We start from the raw sequence: 19,267 nt of genomic DNA, 5'->3' as shown, positions 1-19,267 counted from the left end.
CGTGATGGAGTACGACGAAACCGACGCGGCCGAATCCCCGGTCAGCGCGAGCTATTCGAAGTCCGACGGGGAGATCGAGGCGAGCCTGCGCCCGAAGTCGCTCGACGATTTCATCGGCCAGCCCCGGGTCCGCGAACAGCTCGCCCTGGTGCTGCGCGGCGCCAAACAGCGCGGCGGCACTCCCGACCATGTCCTGCTCTCGGGCCCGCCCGGACTCGGCAAGACCAGCATGGCGATGATCATCGCCGCCGAACTCGGCACCGCGCTGCGCATCACCTCCGGCCCGGCGCTGGAGCGGGCCGGTGACCTGGCCGCCATGCTGAGCAATCTGGTCGAGGGCGACGTGCTGTTCATCGATGAGATCCACCGCATCGCCCGCCCCGCCGAGGAAATGCTCTATCTGGCCATGGAGGACTTCCGCGTCGACGTGGTGGTCGGCAAGGGGCCCGGCGCGACCTCGATCCCGCTCGACATCGCCCCCTTCACGCTCGTCGGGGCCACCACCAGGTCCGGCGCGCTGACCGGCCCGCTGCGCGACCGCTTCGGCTTCACCGGCCACATGGATTTCTACGAACCCGACGAACTGCTGCGCATCCTGCTGCGCTCGGCGCACATCCTCGGCGTAGGCATCGAGACCGACGCGGCGGCGGAGATCGCGGGCCGCTCCCGCGGGACGCCGCGGATCGCGAACCGGCTGCTGCGCCGGGTCCGCGACTACGCCGAGGTTCGCGCGGACGGCCTGATCACCCGTCCCATCGCCAAGGCCGCGCTCGAGGTCTACGACGTCGACTCCCTCGGCCTGGACCGGCTGGACCGCGCCGTCCTCGGCGCTCTGGTCCGCAGCTTCAACGGCGGACCGGTGGGCGTCTCGACCCTCGCCGTCGCGGTGGGGGAGGAGGCGGCCACGGTCGAGGAGGTCTGCGAGCCGTTCCTGGTGCGCGCCGGGATGGTGGCGCGGACGCCGCGCGGTCGCGTCGCGACGGCCGCGGCCTGGGAGCATCTCGGCTTGGTGCCGCCGCCCGACCTGGTGTTCGGCTCGATCGAGGTGCGCGGCCGCGAACCGCATCCCACGCTGGACCTGTTCGACTGACCGGTCTTTCGCGTGCGGCACGTAAATGCCCCTGCTCCAGTGATGCCGGGCTCCGCGCGAGCGGCGCGCTTCAGCGAGCGCCGATAGAGTCGGGACATGACGGTGGTCCATTCCGTGCTCGACCGCATCCCCGAGCCGTATCGCAGCAAGGCGATCGAGCACCGCGAACTGCTCAAATTCGCCACGGTCGGCGCGATCACGTGGTTCATCGACACCGGCGTCGTGTACGCCACCAAGCTGACGGTGCTCGGCGACAAGCCGCTGACCGCCCGCCTGCTCGGCGTGCTGATCGCCACCATCGCGTCCTACATCCTGAACCGGGAGTGGTCCTTCCGCACCAGGGGCGGCCGTCAGCGCCACCACGAGGCCGCGCTGTTCTTCGCGGTGAGCGCGCTCGGCATCGGCGTCACGATGATCCCGCAGGCGATCTCGCTGTACGTGCTCGACCTGCGGGTGCCGCACGTCGGACCGGTGACCCAGGCGGTGGCCAACTTCGTCACCGGTCAGATCCTCGGCGTGCTGCTGGCCATGGCGTTCCGGTTCTGGGCGCTGCGCCGCTTCGTCTTCCCGGACGACCTTCGCGAGGCCGAATTGCACAGCATCCAGGGCTGATTCGGCGTCGGACCAGCCTCAGTGGTGCGCGTGCTCGAGCGCGGTGACCACCAGATCCAGGAAGGCGTCGACCTCGTCGCGCTGGTATCCGCGGGTGCCCAGGCGCGCCTCGGTGAAGCGGACCGCGCGCACGTCGGCGACCGTGAGACTGCCGGGCCCGCCGTGCGCGAGGCTGGCGGCCACCAGGTCGAGGAAGGCGTCCACCTCCTCCTCGTGGTAGCCGCGGCGGCCGACGGAGGACTGGGTGAACCGCATCCGGTGCACGTCGTCGGGAGTGAGCAGGGGCGCGGGGCCGGGCCCGTTGCCGCCCGCGGGCAGCGGACGCGTGCCGTTCTGGCGGTGTTCGAGTTCGGCGCGCACCCGATCAAGGAACTCGTCGACCTGATCGGCCTGATAGCCGCGGGCGCCGAAGCGGGGCGCGTCGAAGGCGACGTGGCGGATGTCGTCGGCGGTGAGTGCGCCGTGACCGTCGAGGGTGGCGGCGACCAGTTCGAGGAAGGCGTCGACCTCCTCGGCGTGATAGCCGCGATGGCCGAATGTCGGCATGTCGAAATGGATGCGGCTCACGTCCTCGGGGGTCATCATCCGCGACATTGTGTCAGGGTCGCCGCTCGGTTCCGGTCGAATGCCGGTATTTCGGACCGCGCGGTCTCGCGCGAACACGTCTCTTGCAAACACGAACGCCCCCATGCGAACCAGTGCCGGCTTGTGCACCCACACTGTAGTCGCCGGGGGCGACTCGCACGGCGGGTCGTCAGTCCTTCCGCACGCCGTCGATGAGCAGGCGGCGGATCGCCTGGTTCAGCCCCTGGGTCGCGGCCTCGTCCGGGTCGCGCATGCCGTGGATGACGGCGGCGAGCAGCATGCCCGTCACCGCGCGCGCGGTGTTGGCGGTGTCCAGATCGGCACGCAGGTAACCCATGTCGACGCCGTGCTCCAGGTAGCCCGCGGTGAGCGCGTCGGCCGTGTCCAGCAGGCCGTAGAGCCGGGCGGTGAGTTCGTCGTCGATGCCGGTGGCGTGGAACAGCAGCAGCTGCGGGATGCGTCGCTCCTCGATGAGGATGTGTGACAGCGCCGTGCCGATGCGCTCCAGCTGGGCGCGGTACTCGTCCAGTGAGCCCGCCGCGTCCGGGGCGTTCTGGGTGCCGAGCGCGTCGATGATGCGCGCCGACAGGTCGTCGATGACGTGATCGATGATGTCGCGCTTGTTGGCGAAGTACCGGTAGAAGGTGCCGTGACCGATGCCGAGCTGGTTGGCGATGTCGGCGATGCCGGTGGCGTGATAGCCCTTCTCGGCGAAGCAGACGAACGCCGTATCGATGATCTCCTGCCGCAATTCGGCCTTGCGTCGCTGGAGCGCACTTCCGGCCGCCGACCGGGTCGCTCGGGTGGATGGCTTCGTCACCCTGACGATGATACAGTCGTCACAAACGGAATGATGTGTCATTCCGTGACAACTGGTTCACAGCTTTGGAGGTTCGACGTGGCGCCTCAGTACGACGCGGTCGTGGTTGGTGCGGGTTTCGGTGGCATGGGCGCGGGCATCGAGCTCGACCGGCTCGGATTGAGCAATTACGTGATCCTGGAGCGCGAGAACGATCTCGGCGGCACCTGGCACGTCAACCACTACCCGGGCCTCGCGGTCGACATCGCCTCGGTGACCTACTCCTATTCGTTCGAGCCCAACCCCTACTGGTCGCGGCTGTTCGCGCCGGGCAAGGAGCTCAAGAAGTACGCCGAGCACGTCGCCGACAAGTACGGCCTGCGGCGCAGGATGCGCTTCGGCACCGTGGTGGACGGCGCCCGCTGGGACGAGGAGAACCAGCAGTGGGTGGTCTCGATCGCGGGCGGTGAAACCGTCACGGGCCGTTACCTGCTCACCGCCACCGGATTCCTCTCGCAGCCCTACACGCCGCCGTTCCCCGGCATCGAGTCGTTCGCGGGCAAGATCATCCACACCACCGCGTGGGAAGACGATTTCGATCTGACCGGCCGCCGCGCCGCGATCATCGGCACCGGCGCCACCGCCGTCCAGCTGGTGCCCGAGGTGGCCGAGAAGGCCGCGGCGCTGACCGTCTTCCAGCGCACCCCGATCTGGGTGGTGCCCAAGGTCGACGCGCCGATCCCGCCGTCGGTGCAGAAGCTGTTCGCCAAGGTGCCCGCCACCCAGAAGGCGGCGCGCATGGTCAACACCTCCCTGCTGGAGGCGCTGATGGTGGTCGGCGTGCTGCACTTCAAGCAGGCCAAAGCGATGAACAAGGGCGCGGGCCTGCTGGCCAAGGCGCATCTGCGCGCGCAGGTTCGCGACAAGCGCACCCGGCAGCAGCTCACCCCGCACTACGACTTCGGCTGCAAGCGCCCCACCTTCTCCAACCACTACTTCAAGACCTTCAACGCGCCGCACGTGCGGCTGGAGACGAACTCGATCGACCACGTGGAGGCCGACGGCATCGTCACCGCCGACGGGCACAAGACCGAGATCGACACGCTGATCCTGGCCACCGGCTTCAACCTGTGGGACGTGAACTTCCCGGCCGTTGAGATCATCGGCCGGGACGGGGTGAACCTCGGAAAGTTCTGGCGGGACAACCGTTTCCAGGCCTACGAGGGCATCACGGTGCCGAAGTTCCCGAACTTCCTGAGCCTCAACAGCCCGTACTCCTACAGCGGTCTGTCCTACTTCACCACCATCGAGGCGCAGATGAAGCACATGGGCAGGCTCTTCGGCGAGCTGTTCCGGCGCGGCGAGACCACCTTCGAGGTGACCGAGGCGGCCAACGCCCGCTTCCTGGACACCGTCACCGACAAGCTCGGCGCCTCGGTCTTCTACGGCGGCGACTGCGCGAGCGCGCGCAGCTACTACTTCAACCAGCACGGCGAGGCGGCGCTGCTGCGCCCGAACAGCACGGTCAGCACACACCGCAAAGCGGTGAGCTTCCCGCTCGACGACTACGTCTACGGGGTGGCGGCCTGATCTTCGCGTTCGCCCCGCGACCGGGAAACCCCTGGTCGCGGGGCTTTGCTGTGCCCGGAACGGATGGTCGACACGCCGTGGCGTTCGCGCCGGGGGACGCCCGTGGCCGTGCCGCGCGCCGCTCGAGACGACACGAGTGGCGCACGTCAAGGGTGTGCGGGTGTGGCAGTGCCGACAACAGCTGGCAGACTGTGGTGGTACTTGTCCATCCCACCCACAAGACAGGGACTGACTTCGACGATGGAACTACTGTTTCCGCTGCTACTGGTAGCCCTGCTCGTGCCGATGTTCCTCGGTATCCGCCGCCAGAAGCGGGAGGCCGAGTCGGTAGCGGCCATGCAGGAAAGCCTGAAGATCGGCGACGCGGTGACTACTACGTCGGGTCTGTGGGGCACCGTTGTCGACCTCGACGACGACACGGTCGACCTGGAGATCGCCGAGGACGTCGTGACCACTTGGTTGCGCCAGGCGATCCGTGAGGTCCGCACCGTCGACGAGGCGACCGCCGACGAGTCCGGTACCGACGAGACCACGGCCACCGCCGAGGAAACGCCGGAGCAGACCGAGACCCGGCTGACCAAGGACTGACGTCGGCTGCGCCACGACCGCGCGCCGGACGCTGTAGCGTTCGGCGGCGCACGCGTGTGCGCGCCTGATCCACCCTCGACTTCCCGCCTAGGAGATACGAACTGTGCCACCTTCCCAGGGATCGGCGCATCCGCTCCGGTTGCTCGGTGTCTACGCCGCGCTACTGGCCGTGATCTATGCGTTGGTGTTCTTCACCGGTGACAAGTCCCCGACACCCAAGCTCGGCATCGATCTGCAGGGCGGCACCCGGGTCACGCTGACCGCCCGCACCCCGGACGGCAGCAAGCCGAGCCAGGACAGCCTGCAGAAGGCGCAGGAGATCATCGAGAACCGCGTCAACGGTCTCGGCGTCTCCGGCTCCGAGGTGGCCATCGAGGGCGACAACATCGTGATCACGGTGCCCGGCGACGACGGCCAGCAGGCCCGCGCGCTCGCCACCACCGCCAAGCTCTACATCCGCCCGGTGCTGCAGGCCGTGCCGAAGGGCGCGACGCTGCCGCAGACGCCGCCCGCTCAGCTGCCGGTGCCGCCCGCCGGAGAGCAGGTCCCGACGGAGGCGCCCGCCCCCGAGGCGCCCGCGCCGGAGCCGCCCGCCCAGGAGCCGCCCGCCGAAGAAGTGCCCGCGCCGCAGCAGCGCGTCTTCCCGGCGCAGGCGCCCACCGAGCCCGCCGACCCGACGCTGACCCCGCAGGAAGAGGCGCAGCGCGAGATCGCGGCGGCCAAGGCGACCAGGCAGAGCACCGACCCGGCTACCCAGCAGGCCGCGATGGCCGCGCTGGACTGCGCCAAGGCGGATCCGCTCGCGGGCAACGACGACCCGAACCTGCCGCTGGTCACCTGCTCGCAGGACGGCACCGAGGTCTTCCTGCTGGACAAGAGCCGCATCGACGGCCAGGAGATCAAGAACGCGGTCGCCAACCTCGACCAGCAGCAGTCGCGCTGGGTGGTCGACCTGGAGTTCAAGTCGACCGGTAGCGATGCCTGGGCCGACCTGACCGGCGAGTACCTCTACAAGCGCGTCGCGTTCACCCTCGACTCCAAGGTGGTCAGCGCGCCGCAGGTCCAGGCGGGCCCGCAGCTCGGCGGCACCACCCAGATCTCGGGCTCGTTCACCGCCAGCAGCTCCAAGGAGCTGGCGAACACGCTGAAGTACGGTTCGCTGCCGCTGTCGTTCCAGACCTCCGAGGCCGAGACCGTCTCGGCGACGCTCGGTCTCTCGTCGCTGCGCGCCGGTCTCATCGCGGGCGCGATCGGTCTGGCCATCGTGCTGCTGTACTGCCTCGTCTACTACCGCATGCTCGGCTTCCTGACGGGCCTGTCGCTGATCGCCTCCGGCCTGGCCGTGTACGGCATCATGGTGCTGCTCGGCCGCTGGATCGGCTTCACGCTCGACTTGGCGGGCATCGCGGGTCTGATCATCGGTATCGGTATGACCGCGGACTCGTTCGTGGTCTTCTTCGAACGCATCAAGGACGAGATGCGCGAGGGCCGCAGCTTCCGTTCGGCGGTGCCGCGCGGCTGGCAACGGGCCCGCCGCACCATCCTGTCCGGTAACGCGGTGAGCTTCCTCGCCGCCGCGGTGCTCTACTGGCTCGCGGCCGGACAGGTCAAGGGCTTCGCGTTCACCCTCGGCCTCACCACCATCCTCGACGTGGTGGTCGTGTTCCTGGTCACCGCGCCGCTGGTGCTGCTGGCCTCGCGGAGTGCGTTCTGGTCGAAACCGTCGATCAACGGCCTCGGCGCGATCCAAGAGGTCGCGCGGGAGCGCCGTGCCGCAGAAGCCGCTGTCGCAGAAGGCGTGAGGACGCGATGACCAACAGCCAGACCAGCCCCTCGCTGCGCAAGGACGCCGAACGGCCCTTCGACGACTACGCCTACGGGCAGCGCGCGTCCGAGCACAGCTTCTTCAACCGGCTCTACACCGGAACCGGCGCGATCGACGTCATCGGCCGCAGGCGCATGTGGTACGCGATCACGGCCGTGATCATGCTGATCTCGTTGGGCAGCATCCTGTTCCGCGGGTTCAACTTCGGCATCGACTTCGAGGGCGGCTCCCGCATTCAGTTCCCCGCGGGCGACGCCACCACCTCCCAGGTGGAGACCGTGTATCACGAGGCGATCGGCACCGACCCGGTCTCCGTGCAGACCGTCGGCACCGGATCGACCGCGACGATGCTGATCCGCTCCGAGGCGCTCGACGTGCAGCAGGTCGACAAGCTCAACGGCGCGCTGTTCGAGGAGTTCAAGCCCCTCGACAAGAACGGCAACCCGAGCCGGGCCGCGATCAGCACCTCGGATGTCAGCGAGACGTGGGGCAGCCAGATCACCGAGAAGGCGCTGCGGGCGCTCGCGGTGTTCCTGGTGATCGTCTCGATCTACATCGCCGTCCGCTTCGAGCGCGACATGGCGATCGCCGCGCTGGCCGCGCTGGTCTTCGACGTCGTGGTCACCGCGGGTGTGTACTCGCTGGTCGGCTTCGAGGTCACCCCCGCGACGGTGATCGGCATCCTGACGATCCTCGGCTTCTCGCTCTACGACTCGGTCGTCGTGTTCGACAAGGTCGAGGAGAACACCAGGGGCATCCTGCACCTGAGCCGCCGAACCTATGGCGAGCAGGCCAACCTGGCCGTGAACCAGACGCTGATGCGTTCGATCAACACCGCGCTCATCGGCATCCTGCCCATCGTCGGCCTGATGGTGATCGCGGTGTGGATGCTCGGCGTCGGCACCCTCAAGGACCTCGCGCTCGTGCAGCTGGTCGGTCTGCTGGTCGGCACCTACTCGTCGATCTTCTTCGCCACCCCGCTGCTGGTCTCGATCAAGGAGCGCTGGGGTCCGGTGGCAGCGCACACCAAGAAGGTGCAGAGCAAGCGTTCCAGCATCGCCGCCGCGCGGGCGGGCGCGGCCGCCGAACAGCGCGTGGTGGCCGCGACCGGTCGCGGTCTGCCCGACGCCCCGTCCCGGCGGTACCGGGAGAACAGCCAGTCACCGCGTCCGGGCGCCCGGCCCTCCGGGAAGCGACAGCAGAAGAAGAGGCACTGACCAAACCAACGGTAGGGGGTTTCGTTCGATGCGACAGCCACGCAGCGTTGCGGTGCGTCTGATCGGAGTGGTCGCCGCGGGCGCCATGGCCGCCGGAATGGCGGCCGGGTGCTCCGGCCAGAACCAGGTGCCCTCCATCGGCTATGCCGTCGACGCCGTGATCGCCAGCTACAACGGCGGCAGCACGCTCGGCGCGAGCAGCGGCTCGGCGGCGGTGTTCCAGCGCGTGCTCACCGGGTTCTTCTACACCGGCCCCGACGGGCAGCAGGTCGCCGACACCGATGTCGGCACCGCCAAGGAGGTGCCCGGCGAGTCCCAGACCATCCAGTACCGGCTCAACCCCGACGGCGTGTACTCCGACGGTGTGCCGACCTCCTGCGACGATCTGGTGCTGACCTGGGCCGCGCACAGCGGGCGCTTCACCAAGCCCGACGGCGGCTCGCTCTTCGACGCCGCCGACACCGCGGGCTACGCGGACATCGAACGGGTCGAGTGTCAGCCCGGGTCCAAGGACGCCACCGTGGTGTTCCGTCCGGACCGGCGGTTCGGCCCGTGGCGAGACCTTTTCACCGCGGGCGAGGTGATGCCCGCGCACATCGCCGCGCGGGTGGCCAACGTGCCGAATGTGGTGTCGGCCGTGCAGTCCGGCGATCTCGGCGCGGTGCAGCGGCTGGCCGACTTCTGGAACACCGGCTGGACGATCGGCGCGGAGAAGCTCGACCTGTCGCGGTTCCCGTCCTCGGGTCCGTACCGGATCGAATCCTTCAGCGCGAAGGACGGCTTGGTGCTGATCGCCAACGAACGGTGGTGGGGCAACAAGGCCGAGACCGGGCGCATCGTGGTGTTCGACAAGACCGCCGACCTGAAGACCAAGGTCTCCGACAACGCCGTGAGCGTGGTCGACGTGGGCGCGAACTCGGTGAAAGACCTCGACCTGGGCGGCTTCTCGGCGAAGACCGTGCCGGGACGCGGCGCCGAACAGCTGGTGCTGGCCACCGACGGCGTGTTCGGATCGGTGGCGGCGCGCCGCGCTTTCGCGTTCTGCGTGCCGCGCCAGGCCCTGTTCGACACGCTGGGCAAGGCCGCCGACGTGCCGACCACCGGACTCGGCGCGGGCCCGCTGAATTCCCGTACTACGCAGCAGGATTCGCTGTTCTACCCGGCGACTACCGGCGCCGCCGAGCGGTACCGCGGCACCGACGTCCAGGCGGCCACCGCCACGCTCGCCTCGGCACGGGCGGCCAACCCGACGATCCGCATCGGTTATCTGGCCCCCGACGAGCGCCGCGCCAAGACGGTGCAGATGATCGCCGAGGCGTGCAAACCCGCGGGTATCGGCGTGGTGGACGCGGGCGCGCCCGACTTCCGCCCCGGCCAGCTCGCCGAGGGGCGCGTCGACGCCGTGCTGGCGAGCACCGCGGGCGCGCCCGGCCCGGCCGGTTCGCTGACCGGAGTGGCGGCGACCAGCGCGTTGCGCACCGGCAACGGACTCAATTTCGGACGATTCGGGAATGGCCGCTACGATGCGATCACCGATCAGCTTGTGGCCGACGACAACTCGGCCGCGCAGCTGGGTCTGCTGACCGAGGCCGAGAACCTGTTGTGGTCGGAGATGCCGAGCATTCCCCTGTTCGCCACTCCGCGCACGATCGCTTTCGGCGACGGTCTGCGCAACGGTGTGGCCGGTCCCACTTCGGGTGGCACCGGCTGGAACATGGACCGCTGGGTGTTGCGGCGGTGACAGGTGTTGGTGGGTGAGTGATCATGGAGAGGTGTCGATGAGTAAGCACGCGGCGGTCGAGTCCGACGAGATTGTCGCCGAGCGGACCGCCAAGGCGGCCGAGCTGGTCGAACGCCTGACCCGCTGGCGCGACGATTTCCCGACGCCCGGCGTTCGCTTCGCCGATCTCACTCCCGTGTTCGCCGATCCCGAGGGCTTCCGCGCGGTCATCGACTGCCTCGCCGCTTGCGCGCCGGACGCGGACCTGGTCGCCGGCGTGGACGCCCGCGGCTTCCTGCTCGGCGCGGGCGTCGCCGCCACCCTCGGCACGGGCGTCCTCGCCGTCCGCAAGGCGGGCAAGCTGCCGCCGCCCGTGCTGACGCGCGAATACAGCCTCGAGTACGGCACCGCCGCCCTGGAGATCCCCGGTGACGGCGTCGACCTGGCGGGCCGCCGGGTGCTGTTGCTCGACGACGTGCTCGCCACCGGCGGCACGCTGGCCGCGGCCGCGGAACTGTTCCAGGCGGCAGGCGCCGAGATCGTCTCGGCGGCGGTCGTGCTGGAGCTGAGCTTCCTGGAGGGCCGCAGCCGCCAAGGCGACTACCCGCTGACCTCCATCGTCCGGGTCTGACCCCCGAGGCGGTCGCCCCGGACCGTTGACGCGGCATGTTTCGACGTGCCGACCGGCCCGAAGGTCCCCGATTCCCCGGTAGCCGATTGCTATCGTCCCAGTCTGTCTCATGTGACCGGTGACGATGGAAAGGGCAGGGGTGGCCAGGACATTGCAGCCGAGGGGGCTGTCGGGCTCGATGATCAGGTCGGTGGTCGGGGCGTTCGCTGTCGTGCTGGCGGTGGTCGCGATCGGGGCCTATCATCCGGCGTCGGAACAGCCGGATCTGGCGGCTCTCGCCGACCGGTGGACCGAACTGCACGACGGCCCGCAGCCGTACTCGGATGTGGACATCCAGTGGGACGTTCCCATCGAGATGAGCGACGGCGTCGTCCTCAAGGCCAATGTGTACCGGCCCTCCCAGACCGGCGGCGCGCCGGAGTCGCGGCCGCTGCCGACGATCGTGAACCTCACGCCGTACACCAAGCTGATGACGAATCTCATCGATTCGGCGTTGGCGGTGCCGGGGTTGCAGCAGCTCACGATGGATTTCGTGGGACGGCAGAACTTCTCGGGGACGCCCATCAGCGGTTTCGAGGATCTGCTGCACGCGCTGGACGGCGGCACGGTGCAGACCGTCCTCGGCATCGATCGCAAACTGATCCGCAGCGGCTACAACCTGGTCGTGGTCGACGTCCGCGGCACCGGATACTCGCAGGGCAGCTGGGACACCCTCGGCGCCCGTGAACAACTCGACACCCGCGAGGTCATCCAATGGGCCGCCGGTCAGCCCTGGTCGAACGGCGACATCGCGATGAGCGGCGGTTCGTATGCCGGGATCAACCAGCTGCGCGCCGCCGAGGACGCCCCCGCGCCGCTGAAGGCGATCTTCCCCGTGGAACCGGGCAGCGATCTGATGCGCGACGTGGTCGCGCCCGGCGGCGGCATCGGCACCATGTTCCTTCCGATGTGGCTCAGCAACGTCAACCAGCTCAAGCTGATCCCCGACGTGGCCTCGATGCTCAACGGCAATTTCGACTGGGTGTGGTTCCGCGAGCGAGTGTCGGACCCGAACACCAACTTCGACCTGCTCGCCCAGGCGCTGACGACGCCGTCGCTCGACGATGTGCCGCCCGCGCTGGCGGCCGCGCTCGATGCCGACAGTCCGTTCCGGCAGGGCATTCTCGGGCATCCGGAGCGAGTGAACGTCCCCGCCTTCGTCTACGGCGGCTGGCACGACATCTTCGCCAACAGCGCGACCAAGCTGTACAACGCCATGCCGCTGCCCGACAACCAGAAGAAACTCGTCGTCGGCGACACCTACCACGCCAATCCTGGCGCGGGAACCGGTGTGCCCGGCGCGCCGCCCCGGCTGGACGTGCTGCAGCGCGCGTGGTTCGACCGGTGGCTCAAGGGCATCGACAACGGCATCGACGGCTTCGGCCCGATCGTGGTCTGGGAGCAGGGCGGCAGCTGGGTCACCTTGGAACGCTTTCCGCGGCCCGGCGTCGTGCACCGCCGCGTCTACCTGTCCGCGGCGCCGAGCGGCACCGCCGAGCACGTGCAGTACGACGGCTCGCTGATCCACACTCGCCCCGCCGACGCGGAAACGCTCACCATCGCGCCGGGCCTCACCATGATCTGCTCGCGCGACACCGCCCAGGGATCGGCGGGCCTCAGCGCGGTCCTGGACATGTGCGCCAAGGACTCCCGCATCGCCGAACGCAACGCGCTCACCTTCACCAGCCCGCCGGTCACCGAGCCGACGGTGATCTCCGGGCCGATCAACGTGCACCTCAACACCGTGCACGACGCCATCGACGGCTACTGGAACGTCACCGTCAACGATGTGGCGCCCGACGGCACCTCACTGGTCCTGACCACCGGCCAGCTGACCACCTCGATGCGCGCCGTCGACGAGGCGAAGAGCGAGCGGTCGCCCTCCGGCGACTACTCCGCGCCGCACAACCCGATCACCCTGGACAGCATGCTGCCGGTCACGCCGGGCGAGCCGATCGCGCTCGACATCGCCGTCATCCCCACCCAGGCGGTGCTGAAGCCCGGACATCGGCTGCGGGTCGACGTCTTCGCGGGCAACCCGCCCAAGGGGCTACCGTTCCGGCCGATGCTCAACAACACCGAACTCAAACCGCAGCTCTTGGCCATCGATCCGGACAAGCCGAGCTACATCAATCTGCCGACCGATCGTCCGCTTCAGGCGAACCCTTAGGTATCAGGCGGCGGCGGGTGCTTCGGCGCTTCGTGCCCGCCGCATCACCGCCGGGTAGCGCAGCAGGCCGGGGCCGAGCTTGGCGGCGAGGAAACTGATCGCGAGCCAGGGGCGCAGGTGCGGGTCGAGTCTGCGGATGCGCCCGTCCTCGGCCAAGTCGAGGACCATCGCCTCGGTCATCCGGAACGGGCCGACCTTCGCCTCGGCGAGCAGCACCCGGCGCGGACCGTCGCCGATCCGCGCGGTCCAGCGCAGGCCGGAGACGCCGCGGTAGACGACTGTGAGCAGGATGCGCAGGTCCTCGTGACCGCGGAAGACGAGGGTGCCCGAGATCGGCGAACGCAGTTCGGCGTCCGGGGCGAGGGTGTCCATCAAAGCATCGATATCGGCGGTCTCGGTCGCCGCGCAGAACTGGTCCACCACATCCGACATGTCGTCGCACCCTTCCGTTGGTCGATGGGTGTGAACGTAACCGAGTCGCTTGTTTTTTGCAACGGACTAGGATGGGGCGGTGGCCAAGGCTGACCTTTCCGAGATCGTCTGCTCGATCGCCCGCACGCTGGACGCGGTGGGGGAGCGGTGGACGCCGCTGATCTTGCGTGACCTGTTCGTCGGGATGACCCGCTTCGAGGACATCCGGCGCGATCTCGGCATCGCCTCGAACGTGCTCGCCGCCCGGCTGGACACGCTGCGGGCGCACGGCATCGTCGAATCGCGGGTCTACCAGACGAATCCGGTGCGGCGGGAGTATCTGCTCACCGCCAAGGGGCGCGAGCTGTACCCGGTGCTGGCGACGCTGATCGCCTGGGGAGACAAGTGGAGCGCGGGGCACGAGGGGCCGCCGGTGGTCTCGGTCCACCGCCCGTGCGGGCGGCACACTTCGGGTGTTGTGGTGTGCGAGAAATGCGGGGAACCGCTCACCGCGGAGACGGTGCGGTGGGAGCCGGGGCCCGGCGCGCGGCGGGGGCCGGGGACGATGCTGGTGGGCGATTTCATCGCGGCCGCAGAATGATTCGCGCCAGAGAGGAACCGGTATCGCGGCATTGTGAGCGAAATTGCACTGGCGCGATCACCGGCTGTATGGCTAACCTGGACCAGTCTTGTCCCCGGCGATCGGAGCATGTGTTGATCTTCTCGAGGTAGCGCCTTCGGGCGGCCCGCATCTTGCGCGCCGCGTTTCCGTCGCAACCTCAGGGGTTCCGCATGACCTTTCTGTCTCTTTCCGATCTCACCTTTTCCTGGCCGGACGGCACTCCGGTGTTCGAAAGCCTCGGCGCGGTGTTCCCGGCCGGACACATCGGCCTCGTCGGCGTCAACGGCGCCGGGAAATCCACGTTGCTGCGCCTGATCGCCGGTGAGCTGACACCCGCGCGGGGGTCGGTCACGGTGTCGGGACATCTCGGCTACCTGCGCCAGGATCTCGGGCTGGCCGACGGTCAGCGGGTCGACGCGGTGCTCGGCATCGATGCGGTGCGAAAAGCGCTGCACCGCATCGAATCCGGTGCGGGCGACGAGCGCGATTTCGAGACCGTCGGCGCCGCGTGGGATGTCGAGGAGCGCGCCGTCGCATTGCTCGGCAGGCTCGGGCTGCACTACGTCGCGGATTCGGCCGAGGGACTCGACCGCAGGCTCGACACCCTCTCCGGCGGTGAGACGGTGCTGCTCGGTCTGGTGGCCGAGCTGCTCGCCGAGCCCGATGTATTGCTGCTGGACGAGCCGACCAACAACCTGGATCACGTTGCGCGCGAACGCCTCTACGAGGTGATCGGGCAGTTCTCCGGCACGGTGCTCACGGTCAGCCACGATCGCGAACTGCTCGAGCGGATGGACGCCATCGCGGAGCTGCGGGCCGGCGAGCTGCGGCTGTTCGGCGGCAACTACGGCGACTACGAGCGCATCGTCGAGGCCGAACAGCAGGCGGCGCGGTCCGCGGTGCGCGAGGCGCGCAACGATGTGCGCAGGCAGGCGCAGGAACTGGCCGAGACGCGCGTCAAGCTCGACCGCAGACAGCGCTACGCCAAGAAACAGGCCGACAACATGCCGAAGATCCTCGCCGGGGCACGCAAACGGGCGGCGCAGGTGTCGGCGGGCAAGCTGCGCAACACCCACATCGAGCGGCTCGACACGGCCAAAGAACAGCTCCAGCAGGCGGAGGAACTCGTCCGCGACGACAAGGAGATTCGCATAGATCTGCCCGGCACCCGGCTCTACCCGGGGCAGGAGGTGCTCGCGCTGGACGAGGTGACGCTGGCCTGCGGGCCGACGGTCACGCTGCGAGTGTCGGGACCGGAGCGGATCGCGCTGACCGGACGCAACGGCATCGGCAAGTCGACGCTGCTGCGCCGGATCGCGGAAGCGCCGCCGAAGGTGCCGTGGCGGATGCTGCCGCAGCGGCTGGACGTGTTCGACGGGAGTCGTTCGGTGTTCGAGAACGTGTCCGCCGCCGCGCCGCACGCGACGCCGCTGCAAGTCCGGTCCCACTTGGCGCGCTTCCTGTTTCGCGGCGGCGACGCCGACGTCACCGCGGGCGCGCTGTCGGGAGGCGAGCGGCTGCGCGCCGCCCTCGCCATGCTGCTGCTCGCCGAACCCGCGCCGAAACTGCTGCTGCTCGACGAGCCGACCAACAACCTCGACCTGCCCAGCCTGCACCACCTCACCCAGGCGCTGGCCGGATTCGAGGGCGCGCTGATCGTGGTCAGCCACGACCCGCGCTTCCTCGACGACATCGGGGTCACCCGGCGGCTCGAACTCACCGGGGACGGGCTGGTCGACGCCGAGAGGGTCGTGGAGGAAGACGTGCCGGAAGAGGAGCCGACGGCCTGACATGCGCGCCTTTGCGCCGTACGGCAAGACGAGGTGTCTCAGCCGGGCGGCGGCCGATAGCGAGCGCCGTGAACAGTAGTGGTGACGAGCGCTTCATCGGAGCCCGGCTCCGATCCGCCGGTCGTAGGATCGGGGAATGGTGGGCGAGCGGCGGGCGCGGTGGCTCGGTGTGGAGTACGCGGAGACTTCCGCGCATCACCGCGCGGTGGACGAGTGGTTTCTCACGCGGATTCGGCCCGAGCCGGAGGACACCGTTGTCGATCTCGGATGCGGTAGCGGGGAGTTCACCGCCGTGCTGGCGGAGTCGGTGCCGCGTGGGCGGGTGATCGGAGTGGACGAGGATCCGTCCATGCTCGCGGCCGCGGACCGGTATTCGGCGCCGAACCTGGAGTTCGTGCGTGCCGCCGCCACCGAGTTCGATCGGCAGCTCGAGCCGGGCGTCGCGGATCTGGTGGTGAGCCGGTCCATGCTGCACTGGCTCGCGGTCGCGGACTATCCCGCGGTCTTCGGCGCGGTGTATCGGACGCTGCGACCGGGCGGCTGGTTCCACTCGGAATCCGGCGGCGCGGGGAATATGTCGGGCCTGATGGCGCTGCTCGAGCGCATCGCGGTCGCCAACGGACTGCGACCGCCCAGGCCATTTCCGGACGCCGGGACCGTGTTCGACATGCTGCGGACCACCGGATTCGACATCCCGGCCGACGGCGTCCGCACGGTCGCCCAGCTACGCCCGTTCACCCGAGCCCAGCTCGCCGACATGTTGCGCACGACCGCGTCGATATCCCTCACCCGGCAGGCCGACGCCGCCGACGCGCACCGCCTGGTCGACGAGCTCGTCGCCGCCACCGACGAACTGCTCCGCCCGGACGGCACCTACGACCAGACCTTCGTCCGCCTCGAGATCCTGGTCCGCCGCCCCTCGGATTGACTCGCCTCCCACCATTCGTCTACCGGCGCGAGAAATGGTTTCGCCGGAGAGAAATGGCGGCTCCGGGCCCCGCCATTTCTCTTCCGAATTTCGTTGGCGTTCAGCTCACCACACCGAGGCAGAGCTTGAACGAGGGCGTGCCGCCCATCAGGTACGCGCCCGCGGACTGGAGGATGCGGTCCTGGGCGACGATGTGCTGGCACATGGTGTTGGTGTCGCGCAGCCAGCGGTCCAGCGGGGACGGTCGGTAGATGGCCGCCGTCTGACGCAGGTCGTAGAGGCGGCCGACGATGGTGCGGGCGGTGCGGAACGCGTGCAGGCGCGAGAGAGGCAGCGCGGTGCGTTCGGTCGGGGTGAGTTCGTCGAGCGTGCCGCCCGCCGCGAGGATCTCCCACTGGCGGCGCAGCGCCGCGTAGACGCCGGAGCGTGCGGCGTGCAGTTCGGCCTCGCATTCGGCGATGGTCACCTGGACGCGGTAGTCGTCGGACTTGGCGGCCGATTCGGCGCGCGCGTAGTCCAACGCGGCCCGCGCCACGCCCAACGGTACGGCGGGCATGTTGCGCATGTGCACCTCGGGCTGGCCGAGCGGGCCGAAACCGTGGCGCACGGAAGCGAATTCGAGCGTGTGCTCGGCGGGCACGAACACCTCGGCGATGCGGTAGTCGCAGCTGCCGCTGCCCGCGAGGCCCGTGGTGTGCCAGGTGTCGACGACCTCCACCTGCGCGCGCGGCACCATGAACAGCCGCGAATCCGGTGCGCCCGACGCGTCGCGCTCGGGTTCGCCGTCGCGCACGACGAACGCGCCGGACACCACCCAGTCGGCGTGCGTGATGCCGCTGCCGAACTGCCAGCGTCCGCTGAGCCGGAACCCGCCGGGGACGCGCTCGGCGCGGCCGGTCGGGAACAGCAGGCCCGCGGTCACCATATCCAGGCTCGGGAACATCTCCTTGGCGACCGGCTCGTCGAGGAACCTGGCGTAGAGGCCGGTGTCGGAGCCGATCATGGCGCACCAGCCGACCGAGGCGTCACCGTAGGCGAGCGCCTCGACCACCTCGGTCTGCTCGATCGAGGTGAGTTCGGGCCCGCCCCAGTCGCGGGCGAACGCCATGCGGAAGACCCCCGCGTCGCGCAGCAGCTCGACGATGTCGGCGGGCAGGCGGCGCGCGGCCTCGATCTCCTCGGCGCGTTCGCGCAACCGGGGCGCCAGCGCCTGGGCGCGGGCCAGGATCTCGGCGCCCGCGCCGAGCGATGTGGTGGGTGGTTCGTCGACGAGGGTCATGCCTGGGTCTCCTTGCTGAGTGCGGTGATCGCCTGGGGGAAGCGGAAGAAGCCGTCCGGGTCGTACCGGTGCTTCACCCGGGCCAGGCGGGCGTGGTTGGGTCCGTAGTAGGCGGACAGGTCGGTGAGGGCGGGGTCGGTGAAATTGACGTAGGCGGCGTCGGTGGCGTATCCGCCCAGCTCCGCGTAGAGGCCGTCGAGCCATTCGAGGTTGCACCACACCGTGCGCGCCGGGTCGGTCGTGCTCCACGAGGTGTCCATGGAGACGAGGAACAGGGTGTCGCGGTGCGGGAAAGCGGTGTCGCCGACGGGGATTCGGTTGATCGCGCCGCCCCAGGTGAACAGCGCGACGCCCGCGCCGTCGGGGTTGGCGCTGCCCGGCCAGCGATCGATGGCATCGACGACGACGTCGATCCCGGCCTCGGTCAACGGTTTCGGCGTGCACCGGGTGCGCACCGCGAACGGGTCGCCGGACGTCTCGTGGTGCAGGAAGTCCTTGGCCTGCCAGTAGTCTCGGTCGGCGATGTCGACCCGGCGCGGTGTCGCGGTCGCGAGCGCGGGGGCGAGCAGCTCCAGCAATTCCGTTGCGGGACCGAGGTGCTGGCCGATCACCGACACGACGCCGGGATCGTCGCCCGCGCGGCTCGCGCCGATGCGCGCCGCGAACTCGTCGGGTGCGGCGGCCATGATCTCCTGCATGACCGCGAGCACCCGCCGGGCGTCGCGCCACTCCCACAGCAGCAGGCAGGTCGAGCTGGGCACGGTGTCGCGGGCCTGGAACGTGAACGACGTGTTCACCCCGAGGTTTCCGCCGCCGCCACCGCGACAGGCCCAGAACAGGTCCGCGTTCTCGCGGGCGTCGCAGCGCAGCGTGCTGCCGTCGGCGAGCACGATCTCGGTCGCCACCAACGCGTCCGCGGTGAGCCCGAACGCGCGTGACACCGCGGCCACGCCACCACCGAGCACCAAGCCGCCGATACCGACTTGATTCGAATTGCCCAGCGGCACCGCGAGATCGTGCTCTTGCAGCGCGGCGTACACCGCGCCGTTGGTCGCGCCGCCGCCCACGGTGATCAGACCGCTCGCCGGATCGACCCGCACCGCGCCGAGGCCGCGCAGGTCGAGCACCAGCCCGGTGCCGACGGAATGGCCCGCGTAGCTGTGCCCGCCGCCGCGCGCCACCAGCGGCACGTCTTCCTCGCGCGCCCAGCGGATGGCGCGCGCGACATCGGTGGCGTCGCGGACCGACAGCACCGCGCTCGGCCGAATGTCGGCGTAGCGCTTGTTGAACGGGACGCTGACCGCTTCGAAGCCGTCGTCGCCGGGGTAGCGCACCGTCCCGGCGTCGAGGCGGTCCAGGCTCGCGATCATC

The 19,267-nt window shown here is 69.4% G+C and carries 17 protein-coding genes; 12 read left to right on the top strand and 5 right to left on the bottom strand.

Going from position 1 to position 19,267, the window contains the following annotated elements; translation table 11 throughout:
• Positions 1-4 precede the first annotated feature (4 nt).
• Together ruvB and T333_RS25170 are read left to right on the top strand one after the other, a co-directional pair.
• The gene (gene ruvB, locus T333_RS25175) at positions 5-1,090 is read left to right on the top strand and encodes a Holliday junction branch migration DNA helicase RuvB (protein ID WP_354999653.1); all 1,086 of its coding nucleotides are present in this window, start codon (positions 5-7) and stop codon (positions 1,088-1,090) included.
• 96 nt (positions 1,091-1,186) lie between these two features.
• Complete coding sequence (locus T333_RS25170) at positions 1,187-1,702, top strand: GtrA family protein (protein ID WP_354999654.1); 516 nt, start codon at positions 1,187-1,189, stop codon at positions 1,700-1,702.
• An 18-nt stretch (positions 1,703-1,720) separates the two neighbouring features.
• Here T333_RS25170 and T333_RS25165 read toward each other — a convergent pair whose 3' ends face one another.
• Together T333_RS25165 and T333_RS25160 are read right to left on the bottom strand one after the other, a co-directional pair.
• Entirely contained in the window at positions 1,721-2,287 is a 567-nt protein-coding gene (locus T333_RS25165; RefSeq protein WP_354999655.1) for a DivIVA domain-containing protein, read from the bottom strand.
• Positions 2,288-2,456: 169 nt separating this feature from the next.
• Positions 2,457-3,107, bottom strand: a complete 651-nt coding sequence (locus T333_RS25160) for a TetR/AcrR family transcriptional regulator (RefSeq protein ID WP_496426039.1) — start codon at positions 3,105-3,107, stop codon at positions 2,457-2,459.
• Between the two features lie 78 nt (positions 3,108-3,185).
• Between T333_RS25160 and T333_RS25155 the strand changes: the two genes are divergently transcribed.
• The 7 genes from T333_RS25155 to T333_RS25125 all read left to right on the top strand — a co-directional run bounded on the left by T333_RS25155 (position 3,186) and on the right by T333_RS25125 (position 12,866).
• Positions 3,186-4,676 carry a flavin-containing monooxygenase gene (locus tag T333_RS25155; RefSeq protein WP_496426038.1) on the top strand — a complete coding sequence of 497 codons (1,491 nt, stop codon included), beginning with the start codon at positions 3,186-3,188 and terminating at the stop codon, positions 4,674-4,676.
• Positions 4,677-4,916: 240 nt separating this feature from the next.
• Positions 4,917-5,264 (top strand): preprotein translocase subunit YajC, encoded by a 348-nt coding sequence (gene yajC / locus T333_RS25150; protein WP_354999657.1) that lies wholly within the window; start codon positions 4,917-4,919, stop codon positions 5,262-5,264.
• A 103-nt stretch (positions 5,265-5,367) separates the two neighbouring features.
• Positions 5,368-7,077 carry a protein translocase subunit SecD gene (gene secD / locus T333_RS25145; RefSeq protein ID WP_354999658.1) on the top strand — a complete coding sequence of 570 codons (1,710 nt, stop codon included), beginning with the start codon at positions 5,368-5,370 and terminating at the stop codon, positions 7,075-7,077.
• On the top strand, positions 7,074-8,306 hold the full coding sequence (secF, locus tag T333_RS25140) for a protein translocase subunit SecF (protein ID WP_496426037.1): 1,233 nt from the start codon (positions 7,074-7,076) through the stop codon (positions 8,304-8,306). Before secD ends, secF begins: the two co-directional genes overlap by 4 nt.
• A gap of 28 nt (positions 8,307-8,334) precedes the next feature.
• The gene (locus T333_RS25135; RefSeq protein WP_496426036.1) at positions 8,335-10,047 is read left to right on the top strand and encodes an ABC transporter substrate-binding protein; all 1,713 of its coding nucleotides are present in this window, start codon (positions 8,335-8,337) and stop codon (positions 10,045-10,047) included.
• A gap of 37 nt (positions 10,048-10,084) precedes the next feature.
• Entirely contained in the window at positions 10,085-10,657 is a 573-nt protein-coding gene (locus tag T333_RS25130; RefSeq protein WP_357248026.1) for an adenine phosphoribosyltransferase, read from the top strand.
• Between the two features lie 124 nt (positions 10,658-10,781).
• Complete coding sequence (locus tag T333_RS25125) at positions 10,782-12,866, top strand: CocE/NonD family hydrolase (protein ID WP_496426127.1); 2,085 nt, start codon at positions 10,782-10,784, stop codon at positions 12,864-12,866.
• Between the two features lie 3 nt (positions 12,867-12,869).
• Here T333_RS25125 and T333_RS25120 read toward each other — a convergent pair whose 3' ends face one another.
• Positions 12,870-13,298 (bottom strand): nuclear transport factor 2 family protein, encoded by a 429-nt coding sequence (locus T333_RS25120; RefSeq protein ID WP_496426035.1) that lies wholly within the window; start codon positions 13,296-13,298, stop codon positions 12,870-12,872.
• A 79-nt stretch (positions 13,299-13,377) separates the two neighbouring features.
• Between T333_RS25120 and T333_RS25115 the strand changes: the two genes are divergently transcribed.
• From T333_RS25115 to T333_RS25105, 3 genes are all read left to right on the top strand, one after another.
• Positions 13,378-13,878 (top strand): winged helix-turn-helix transcriptional regulator, encoded by a 501-nt coding sequence (locus T333_RS25115; protein ID WP_496426034.1) that lies wholly within the window; start codon positions 13,378-13,380, stop codon positions 13,876-13,878.
• A 191-nt stretch (positions 13,879-14,069) separates the two neighbouring features.
• Positions 14,070-15,689, top strand: coding sequence for an ABC-F family ATP-binding cassette domain-containing protein (locus T333_RS25110; protein ID WP_496426033.1), 1,620 nt, complete (start codon positions 14,070-14,072; stop codon positions 15,687-15,689).
• A 136-nt stretch (positions 15,690-15,825) separates the two neighbouring features.
• Complete coding sequence (locus T333_RS25105) at positions 15,826-16,617, top strand: class I SAM-dependent methyltransferase (RefSeq protein ID WP_357248037.1); 792 nt, start codon at positions 15,826-15,828, stop codon at positions 16,615-16,617.
• Positions 16,618-16,717: 100 nt separating this feature from the next.
• Here the strand turns inward: T333_RS25105 and T333_RS25100 are convergent, their stop codons facing one another.
• Positions 16,718-17,896 (bottom strand): acyl-CoA dehydrogenase family protein, encoded by a 1,179-nt coding sequence (locus T333_RS25100; protein WP_496426032.1) that lies wholly within the window; start codon positions 17,894-17,896, stop codon positions 16,718-16,720.
• On the bottom strand, positions 17,893-19,266 hold the full coding sequence (locus tag T333_RS25095) for an FAD-binding oxidoreductase (protein ID WP_496426031.1): 1,374 nt from the start codon (positions 19,264-19,266) through the stop codon (positions 17,893-17,895). Before T333_RS25095 ends, T333_RS25100 begins: the two co-directional genes overlap by 4 nt.
• Position 19,267 lies beyond the last annotated feature (1 nt).

The organism is Nocardia sp. CNS-044 (genome assembly GCF_059570515.1).
Note: the sequence above shows the minus strand (reverse complement) of the source record. Positions and strands in the feature narration are given on the sequence as shown.